The sequence below is a fragment of the Janthinobacterium sp. 64 genome, assembly GCF_002813325.1.
GTDB lineage: Bacteria > Pseudomonadota > Gammaproteobacteria > Burkholderiales > Burkholderiaceae_D > Janthinobacterium.
In genome coordinates, this window is the sequence record NZ_PHUG01000002.1 from 226,252 (window position 1) to 235,319 (window position 9,068).

Sequence of the window (9,068 nt, forward strand, 5' to 3'; positions counted from 1 at the left end):
TTGAGGACGCACACCTGGTATGCACCGCCAGGTGTTGCAGGCGCGCGCGGCGCGTCCAGGCAGGGAAGCTCTACCTGCAGTGCGGCGTGCCGCTAGCACGCGCTGGTGGCGCCAGAACGCCCGAAGCGCGTGGCGGTCGCAATCTCAAAAACGGTTGCGACGTCGACCAGTTGGCCGGTGCCGTTGCAGCGCCGTCAGCAGCTGACGAACATTCCGCCGCGCCCGATGAAGGCCTGGCCGCTGGCCAGCCTCTCGGGCCGGGCCCGCCCAGGGCTCATGCGCAACATTTATCCACGGCGCTGGCAAACTGGCCGGTGGGCGAGGGCACGCCACTAGCAGCAGGCGCGCGCGGCACCTCGAGGCGGCGCGAGTATCCACCTGCGGGGCAGCGTACCGCAGGAACGCGCTGGTGTCGCCAGCATGCCCGCAGCGGCCGCAATCACAAGAACGGTGCGCCGTCACCAGCTGGCCGCTGCTGTGGCTGGCGATCGACCGCGCCGCGTCCGGTAACGGCCTGGCCGCTTGCCATTCTCCCGGACCGGGTTCGCTTAAGGGGCATACGCCCCACGTCACTGGCCAGCTAGCTGGTAAGTGATGGGGCGCACCTAGTGCGCCCTTCCAGCAGCGCTTGCATTCGCATGAGGTTCGCCGTCTGTCGATCGGCATGCTGCACCAGCGGCGCCAAGAGCCTTTCAGTGAATGTCAATTTTTGGAGAATGCATTCCTGTATGTTGAGATTCCACAATGCTTGAGGGACATAGTGTGCCTCAAAGTGTCCCAAGGGGGCGGGAACAAATTTAGTCACAATATGGGAACATATTTAGTCAAATGGCCGCCCAAATAGCATTTGAGGCCGATGCATTGGATTCGTTTACTTAATCGCTGCTAAGTAAACTAGATGATATTTACAGGTATCTTTATACCGGTTAAACTACCTGTCACGCGGCGCCCTGGCGCCCGCCCTGAGTCCGCCCAGTCCTGGCGGCGCCCGTCAGCGCTGTCGCAGCTGGCCCCCTACCTCGACGCGGGAGCGCATGATGTTGTCCGATGTCCCTTTGCAGCCCTTGCCACTGGCGCACGTGGCCCGTGCGACGCCGCACAATGGCGTGCTCGCCACAGGCGCGCCGTTGCACTACCGCGCCGGGCATGGGGGCAGGCCATGAGCCGCCCGTCCTTCAGCCTGGCCGATGATGAGGCGCGCGCGTTGCTGGCCTTGCTGCCTGCCATCGTGACCCGCCACGCCAATGACCTGCGCAACCACCGTCCGTTTGTACGCGACTTTGTCGCGGCTGTGCACAGCGCCACCGGTCGCACCTATGGTCCGGATGTGTACCGGCGCCTGCTGGCGGCCTATGCACCGGAGCGCCGGCCGTCAACCACCACCCTGGCTGCCGAAAAGACTGCCCTGGAACAGCGCCTGGCCCTGGTTCCCGCCGTTGCCGCAGTCACTGGCCAGGCAGGTGAGGGCGGTGCACCACTGGCCGAGCTGTTGCGCCAGGTAGTGAAGGAGGCGCTGGCCGGCAGCGGGCGTGACCAGGATGGCACCGAGGCACTACTGCAGCAGCACCGTGCGCATGCCGATTACCTGCGCGAACGGCTGGAGCGTACCGAAGCGGAGCTGGCCAGCGCGCGCGAAACGGCCGCCCGCCTGGTAGCGCAGTTACAAGTGGTGCAAAGCCAGGCTGCCTTCTACCAGGAGCAGCTCGCGCTGGCCCAGGCTGCGGCCGCCAAGCAGGCGCAGGCGAACGAGCAGCTGCCCCAGGCGCTGCAGGACATGCGCCAGTTTGCTTTGCGGGCGATGGATGAGGTGCGTGGCGAGACGCGCGCGGTCAAGGAGAACAATGCCTATCTGGTGCAGCAGCTGAAGGATCAGGAGGCGACGCTGGAGACGTTCCGCCAGATCGCCTACCGGCATGGCGCGCCGATTCCCGGCCAGCGTAATGGCGGCCCCGTCCGATGAGCGAGCTGACCAGCTATGGATCGCAGGACGCGCTGGCGAGTACGGCGCCGCCTGCGCACCTGTTCGGCGCGGTCAGCGACGACTGGGTAGCAGCGGAGATCTGGCTAGGTGAAGTGGCCGATAATAGCCGCAACAGTTCCCGTGAAACGCTGGCGACGTACCGTTTTCACCTGGCCAAGCTACGCTGGTACTGCGAGCAGATCGCCCGTCTTCCGCCGTCGCGCTGGACGATTCCGGACGTTAAGGCGTTCCGCGATTTTTTAAGCGCGCTGCCGGCGCGGGCCATCTCGGCGCGCGGTGCGCGCGCTGGCGACATGGGCTACACGCCGTTCCGCAAACAGCCTTCACCAAGCAGCCAGGCCGACATCATGCGTTTTGCGCGCGCGATGTTCACGGCCTTCCATGGCACCGGCTACCTGCGCGTCAATCCCATGATACTCACCCGGACACCGAAGCCGCGCCGGCTGGACACCAGCCGGTCGATTGCACCCGACATCTATGACCTGGTGCTGGGCGTGATGGAGCGCCAGCGGGACGAGGGGCAGGTGGCGTATCAGCGGCATTTGCGTGACCGTTTTGTCCTGGTCTTCCTGCGCGAAACGGGCCTGCGCGCATCAGAACTGGTGGGTGCCAGCATGGGGGCCGTGTATGCGCTGAGCGATCCGGAAGCGGGTAAAACCTACTGGGTGGTGCGCGTCGACGAGGAGGATGCCAAAGGCGCCAATGAACGTTCGATTCCGCTCACCCGCGTGGCAATGGATGCATTGATCGCCTACCGGCTGGGTTTCGGGCTCCCAGCGCTGCCCGCTCCAAACGAGGTGCAGCCCATCGTGCTGTCTCCGCGCACCCGGCCGCTGTCAATCAACGCCCGTGCCGTCAAGGGCGCGGCCGACCGGCGCTTCTTTGGCGCCTGGGGCAGCGTCACCACGCGGCAGGGACTCTACAAGATCGTCAAGGGCCGGATCACGGATGCCGCGCAGGTGCTGCAGCGCGACGGCATGCACGATGCCGCCACTGAATTGCTGAAGGCCTCGCCGCACTGGCTGCGGCACACCTTCGCCAAGGCGACGTTGTTGCATGGGCACAGTGTGGTGGACGTCGCCGCCGCCCTGGGCCATGCCAGTGTCGACACCACCATGATCTACACGGAGCAGGGTGCGCTCGATCAAATCAGGGCTTGGGAGCGGCGCCGGCCGGGAGTATTGGCCGAGGTTGACGCAGTGCCCATACCGGCAGGCGCCGGCTAGTCTTCGTGCGTGCGGCGGCAGAGGTATGTCTGTCAGACGGCAGGGATTGCCTGTGCGTCGCCTGTCACTACATGGCGCGGTGCACTGTCCATTGTTTCGGCAACTGCCGGATATGGCGCATGATTTTCTTTGCGGGTACGTCTGTTGTGGCTGGCATTCTTCCCCCGCCTGGCAGGTACGCAGCATCCCTGCACGTTGGTCTGGAGCGACAGCGAGGCAATAGCTGGTGTTGATACTGCGAGCAGCAATCGTCAGCCGACTCATGCGCCGTGCGTTGCGCCGAAAATGTGCGCATATGTTTACTTGCCGCGGGCGCGCAAGTAGGCTGCGGAAATTTCCTTTGGAGTTGGGCTGTATTTGCTTTGGCTAATATGGGGTTGTCTTTTAAGCGGAACTTCAGCAAGCATGGCTCCTTGTCGCACGGACGCTAGTGCTACCTCTGCTTGACTGGTCGAGATGTATTTGCGCGCATCTCGATTGTGGATTTCCTCATCAGGGGCTGCCCCTAGAGAGAGCAAGAGCCGTTTTTGATAGGCGATCTCATCGTCCACATCGAACCGCATGCCGGCAAGGTACAGCAGAGCGTGAAACTTGCTGATTTCGGTTTTTACGTTCATGGCTATGCCCTTTTAGTTTGTTCTTTATCAGACTGGTTTTCGCTAGCGTCCCCGTTGAAGCCTCTGACGTGCTGGTCGCTTTCCTTTATGCATTTGTATTTGCTTAGCTGCGCAGCTAATCGAGCAGTTACAGCTAAACAACATGATCGTCGAATTCTGACGCCACTGCAAAGTGAGTGCGTTAGCGCCGCTATCCCTGGTGGAAGTTACTTCAGATTGCAGCGCTGATTAGCTGCCCCGGTTTTGGGTTTTCCTGGGTGTGATGTCTGGCGTTCCGATGTGCATCGATTTATGCCAGTATCAGGCCTAGTCAGGCCGCGATCTTGCCGCGCAATTCAGCCGTGGTCTCGATTGCCTGGCGCTCGCTGGAGCGCGAGGCTGCGAGGTTTTCCCTGAGCGAACTGATGGTGCGTTCTGCTTGCTCCAATCGTGCGTTGCCCGCCTCGATGGCCACGCGTGTCGATGTTAGTTCGGCGACCTGGCGGCGCTCCCGCTCTTGGCTGGTGGTTAACTGACCTTCCAGGGACTCGATGCGCAGCTTATTCTCGGTTACACGCTCGGCTAAATGCTCCCGCTGGGCGGTGCTAACTGCTGCCGTTTGCTCGGCAGCGGTACGTGCACGCCGTTCAGACTCTGACTCGGCTTTTGCAGAAGCCAGGTCGGCTTCTAGGCGCGGCATGGCTTCCAGCCGCATTTCCAGCTTGGCCAGTTCGGTGTGAACGCGCTCGGCGCCAGCTCGTTGCGTCAGGGCTTCTTCCCGCGCGTTTGCCAGGTCGCGTTCCAGTTGGTCGATACGGCCCTGGAGGGCAGCGTTGGCGTCCATGAGCTGACCGATATTGTCCTCTTGCTCTTCAAGCCGCTCCGCTATTTGCTTGTTCTCTCGCGCCAGATCCGCAGCCGTTTCTTCGCTGTTCGCCAGCTGTGATTGCACCTCCGCTGTCGCGCGCGCCACCTCCTGGCCGAAATGTTCCTGCAGTACGCGCATCAGGACTGGGGAGAGTGTGATGCCCGTTGCCTGTTGCGGCTGGCCGCTTTCCCAGTTCTTGAGCATGGGATGTACTGTCCCTGGGCTTCCGCTGCCATGTTCGGCGATGATCAGGCGAACGGTCGGTTTTGCTCCTGTGGATTTCAGACGGTTTGCAATAGCGTTGACGTGATCTTGCGTGATGGTGGCGAGGCGGGGCATCTGTATCCTGAGTCTATTTTGTTACGTATCATTTGTTTCGTAACAGATGATACGTTATGAATCCTATTCGTGCAATTGCCGAGAGGTGGTGTGCTGGGCAAGGCTCCTCAAAAATGGAGCCAGCTCAACTGTCTACTCAGCGCGAAGACAATTTTCTCTGTTTCGAACACCTCGCCAAAACGCCGCAGGTGGCACAGGTTCGTTGTGCCAACGCCGCTTCCGTGCTTGGTTTCCAAAGGACGTACCAGCGGAGCGAGGATCTCTTCGCCGTCAACGGCATCGGCGAAAGCGAGTACTTACTGGCCCTTACCTCTGTGACTGTTACTGTTGTCCGGCGGGCTGGAGCGGAGTATTTTGACGATGCGCAGAGTTCAGCTGTTTCGGCGCGCCTTTAAGAAATAACTGTGTTAATGTACAGTGGTTTCAATCTTAAAATGTTTAGCCAGAAAGGATGCGTTGTCTATGCGCTTACTTGTATGCCATCCGTTGCCGTTGAGGGCGCGCGTGTTATTTATTCGTTCCAATGGCGTACTGTTCGCATCGGAAGGAAGTCCAGAGATGACGCGCCGCTATGTCTGGGCGCCTGTTCTTGAGAGCCTGCTTGTGCCTTATCCCGATGTGTGTGTCGTTTTTCTGCGCTCAGAGGAGGAAGCGCAGGAGCCCGAGACGCTCAAGGGAAACTTAGGGCGGCTTGGACAGCGTGTTATCGATGTCTTGACGTCAGATGATCGTTCCATCGCCGAAACGGTGCGTGGTTGGCGGGAGCATCATCCCGAGGTGAGGCAAATGTGTCTGCTGACCTCCGCTGGTGGCGCAGTTGCCGATATGGTGGATATCGTATGTGATGCTGCGCGGGGCGTCAGCGCGATCGAGGTGAAGTCGCAGCTGCAGGGCTGGTTGGAGGTGGAGCGGATGGTGGCTTGAAGTATGTCGCGCCATGCGGATTGGGCCGGCAAAAAGTGCTTGCATCAACGCTGTGCTGTCGCCAGTCATGCAATGTGGCGCAATGCTGATCGTGGCAGTGGATTTTGGTTTTTACGGATGCGACTTGGGCTGATCGAATGCATTCGCATACTGCGGATGGAAAACACGTCAAGCCGGACTAGTGCTGGCATTGCATATCGATACGCTGAGGCTCCGGCAGCGATGCATTTGCAGGAGTGGCACCATGCCACTTTTGAGCTATCGCCGAGGCGCAGCTCCACAGTATCGATCGCGCATCGGCACTGAACCATCCGCTCACTGGGTAGATGCTCGCGTCATTGGACGGCACTTAATGTAGCGGAGGCTTGCCAATCGTTGCGCTGCCTGATGCACCGAGTGAGCAAGTAAATATGTTTATGTCGGCATACCGCGCAGGCGCTCGCATTGGCGCAGCAGCCCCTGGAAAATGGCCTCGGCAATGTCGACGGGGAAGTCCTGTGGAAGGCGGGCAGTCACGGTATCGACTACACCCGTGGCGCCGGCGAGTACTTCGTCAATTATCGCCTCGGCGGCAGCCGCACCGAGCCCCACTTGGCGCGCATGATTCGCCCAATGGCGACGCTGGATCTGATCGATGTGATAGTAGTTGCTTGAACCGCGCACTGCCATTGCTAACTTGGCGCGTTGATGGGCGAGCTGATGCGCACCAGGTCCGATGATCGGATGGGCAGACAAGACGTCATACAGTGGCGTTGCCTTAAATTGACTGTTCGGAAGGTGGAAAATACTAAAGTTCTTGGCGTGGCCATCGGTGGCAGCCAGTAACCAGAAGATGAGCTGCGTTTTAAAGAAACGCGCCCGGTCGATTTCCGCTTGTGTCGAGCCGAGCAGAATGTCCATGATCTGTGTGATCCCTGGTCCGCCATCGGACTGGTACTTTTGCAGCGGCGATGTGCCTGTGGCCTGACAAAAGTCCTCTTGTGGCAAACGCACGATCCAACTGCCGTCTTGTGCGCGTCGGCGGTCGAAACGCTCGACGACCAGCGCTTTCATGCCATCGAAAGTCTCTATCGTGCAGGAGGCTGTGGGTAGTCCAAAGGCCCGCATTATGTGCGAACAGAGCCATTCATTTTCGACGGAGGTGCGCATATCCGCCTGCATGTTACCCACCAATCCCATTGGCAATTTCACGATATGGGTCGTTGGGGTATTCCCAGTTGGCCGGTGCCATTGGTCTTGATGCCATAAAAGGGCCGTTTTCTCCTGCGCGCCGGCGATCGACAGGCGCAGATCGGTGTAGTCTTCAGCTTGGCCGAATGGGGTGTCGGCGAGCGTGTTGCGCAATAGGCGGGCGACGCCGGCTGCATCCAGTACATCACCAGTGATCGAAAATAGATCAACGGGCTGTTCATCTGGCGGGAGCAGCTGGATCGCGCCAACGCAGTCGCGCCCGACAGCCGCTAGCAGTTGATATGGCTCGATGCCTTCGGTTCGGAAGTGTAGGGCCATGCGGCGGCGGATTTGGTCACTGTCGGGGAGCAGATTATCGAAGTAGTACTGCACCATGGGACCGCGGTACGCCTCGTTGTGCGGCTTGAATGGCATCGAGAGTGAGAGCGGCCTGCTGGCGTCATCGACTAGCCATGAATCGAAATACGTGAATGCGTATTTTCCGGGCATGGCGTCCCAAAATCCCACCGGGGTGCCGTTCAACCAGACATTGAGACGCTGCGCATGTGCTTTTCTTCCCATGGATTACCAAATCTCTTTCTTCGCCGACGGCGGGGTGATTTTTGCCGGCGCCTGTATTCCTTTGACCTGTTTGGGGCCGTTTGGGCCGGCCTTTGTTGGGCGGGGCAGGGCAGGAGCGCTTAAGGGCGTGCCTAGAAAGGAGGGCTGCATGTCGTCGGGCTGATCTGGTTCGTTGCTGTCGGCTAGTACGAGTTCGACACCGAGCAGGCGCAGTACCAGGTAGAGGCGTTCCACACTGGTCGATGCGGGATTGGCTTCGATTTGCGCGTAACTTTGCTGTGTTATGCCGAGCTGTTCTGCCAGAGCTTGTTGCGTCAGGCCGGCTTGCTTGCGAAAGCTGACCAGCAGGGGACGTATTTGCTGAAGTGTTCGGATTGGATAGCGCATGAGGTAACTCCGGCTGTATTTTTCACAGTATATACATTGTAAATATTAAATACAACCTTTAACTTGTATATTGAATTTACAGTACCTTAGCTGTATTTTGTGCTGCTGGAATGCTATTTCTGTTGTGTATATTCGCCTCATGAAGTTATCCCCGCTTTCGGTGCACAAGCATGTGTATAACTTATTGACCTTGTCCTGAAAAGCGCAAACTGCATGGTTGACGGACAGGTGCTGTTTTTATAGTCAGTGTCAGCCTTGCGGTATTTACTGAGCGTTTTCACCGATCTGCATGACGTCAACCTCTCACCGTTTAGCATGCATATGAATGTGTCCAACGCTGAGTATGATCAGCTGTTCACTTTGACGCCATCGGCTAGCGTTCCTTGCTTGGTTCTATTCGGCACTCAGCGGTTTTTCTTGCTTAGTAGACCGAAGGCGGGAGGCGTCCATTACATTCTTTCAAAAATCTGAGTTTGGGAAAATTCTACTTTTAAACGCGATCATTTGGCGGGGGGATTACCGTCCCCGTCTTGTCTGAGCCGCCTTGAGCTGGTCATCGTATTGTTAGATGATGGCAACACACAGCTAGGAAGCGGCACGTTTCAAACCATTGGAATTTCAGCCGCGAGGGTCCAGAGTTGGAGGTTGTCGGCAAGCCTTGCTTGATCACCAGGCTGCGCGCGGCAACAATCATGGAATCCATCGCGTGCCAGGCAGGATATCGATCGCCTGAACATCGCCCGTCGAGAGCGTCTTTGCCAATAAAAATATCCAGCCTCCCGGTAGTGCCCATCTTCAAATGCAGAAAATTTTCAAAATTACCTAAACAATTGCAGAAAAGTCTGGATACCTTGTTTGAGAGCGGTGGATTGCTCCCGGACGGTATTGCCGACCCCCCCGCTAGCGGTAAGAACGCTGCGGTCATTGTGCTTTTCTTCCTGGACGATCCCCTCAAAGATCAATGATATGCCTGGCCGGGCCAGGTGGATAGACAG

At 58.7% G+C, this 9,068-nt stretch carries 9 protein-coding genes; 5 read left to right on the forward strand and 4 right to left on the reverse strand.

The window, feature by feature from the left end; genetic code table 11:
- The first annotated feature begins 1,159 nt into the window (after positions 1 to 1,159).
- Positions 1,160 to 1,960 (forward strand): hypothetical protein, encoded by an 801-nt coding sequence (locus tag CLU91_RS27365; RefSeq protein ID WP_100877067.1) that lies wholly within the window; start codon positions 1,160 to 1,162, stop codon positions 1,958 to 1,960.
- Positions 1,957 to 3,207 (forward strand): tyrosine-type recombinase/integrase, encoded by a 1,251-nt coding sequence (locus tag CLU91_RS27370; protein ID WP_100877068.1) that lies wholly within the window; start codon positions 1,957 to 1,959, stop codon positions 3,205 to 3,207. The genes CLU91_RS27365 and CLU91_RS27370 overlap by 4 nt, the downstream gene beginning before the upstream one ends.
- Before the next feature lie 299 nt (positions 3,208 to 3,506).
- On the opposite strand, the gene CLU91_RS27375 is transcribed toward CLU91_RS27370, so the two are convergent.
- Positions 3,507 to 3,824, reverse strand: a complete 318-nt coding sequence (locus CLU91_RS27375; RefSeq protein ID WP_100877069.1) for a hypothetical protein — start codon at positions 3,822 to 3,824, stop codon at positions 3,507 to 3,509.
- A 310-nt stretch (positions 3,825 to 4,134) separates the two neighbouring features.
- Positions 4,135 to 5,010 (reverse strand): DNA-binding protein, encoded by an 876-nt coding sequence (locus CLU91_RS27380; RefSeq protein WP_100877070.1) that lies wholly within the window; start codon positions 5,008 to 5,010, stop codon positions 4,135 to 4,137.
- Between the two features lie 56 nt (positions 5,011 to 5,066).
- Here CLU91_RS27380 and CLU91_RS28645 point away from each other — a divergent pair, with 56 nt between their 5' ends.
- A complete protein-coding gene (locus CLU91_RS28645; RefSeq protein ID WP_100877071.1) occupies positions 5,067 to 5,405 on the forward strand; it encodes a hypothetical protein in 339 nt (112 codons plus the stop codon).
- A gap of 163 nt (positions 5,406 to 5,568) precedes the next feature.
- Positions 5,569 to 5,934, forward strand: coding sequence for a hypothetical protein (locus CLU91_RS27390; RefSeq protein ID WP_100877072.1), 366 nt, complete (start codon positions 5,569 to 5,571; stop codon positions 5,932 to 5,934).
- A gap of 414 nt (positions 5,935 to 6,348) precedes the next feature.
- On the opposite strand, the gene CLU91_RS27395 is transcribed toward CLU91_RS27390, so the two are convergent.
- Together CLU91_RS27395 and CLU91_RS27400 are read right to left on the reverse strand one after the other, a co-directional pair.
- Positions 6,349 to 7,686, reverse strand: a complete 1,338-nt coding sequence (locus CLU91_RS27395; RefSeq protein ID WP_100877073.1) for a type II toxin-antitoxin system HipA family toxin — start codon at positions 7,684 to 7,686, stop codon at positions 6,349 to 6,351.
- Between the two features lie 3 nt (positions 7,687 to 7,689).
- Entirely contained in the window at positions 7,690 to 8,073 is a 384-nt protein-coding gene (locus CLU91_RS27400) for a helix-turn-helix transcriptional regulator (protein WP_100877074.1), read from the reverse strand.
- Positions 8,074 to 8,765: 692 nt separating this feature from the next.
- Between CLU91_RS27400 and CLU91_RS28650 the strand changes: the two genes are divergently transcribed.
- On the forward strand, positions 8,766 to 9,038 hold the full coding sequence (locus CLU91_RS28650; RefSeq protein ID WP_157814869.1) for a hypothetical protein: 273 nt from the start codon (positions 8,766 to 8,768) through the stop codon (positions 9,036 to 9,038).
- Positions 9,039 to 9,068: the final 30 nt, after the last annotated feature.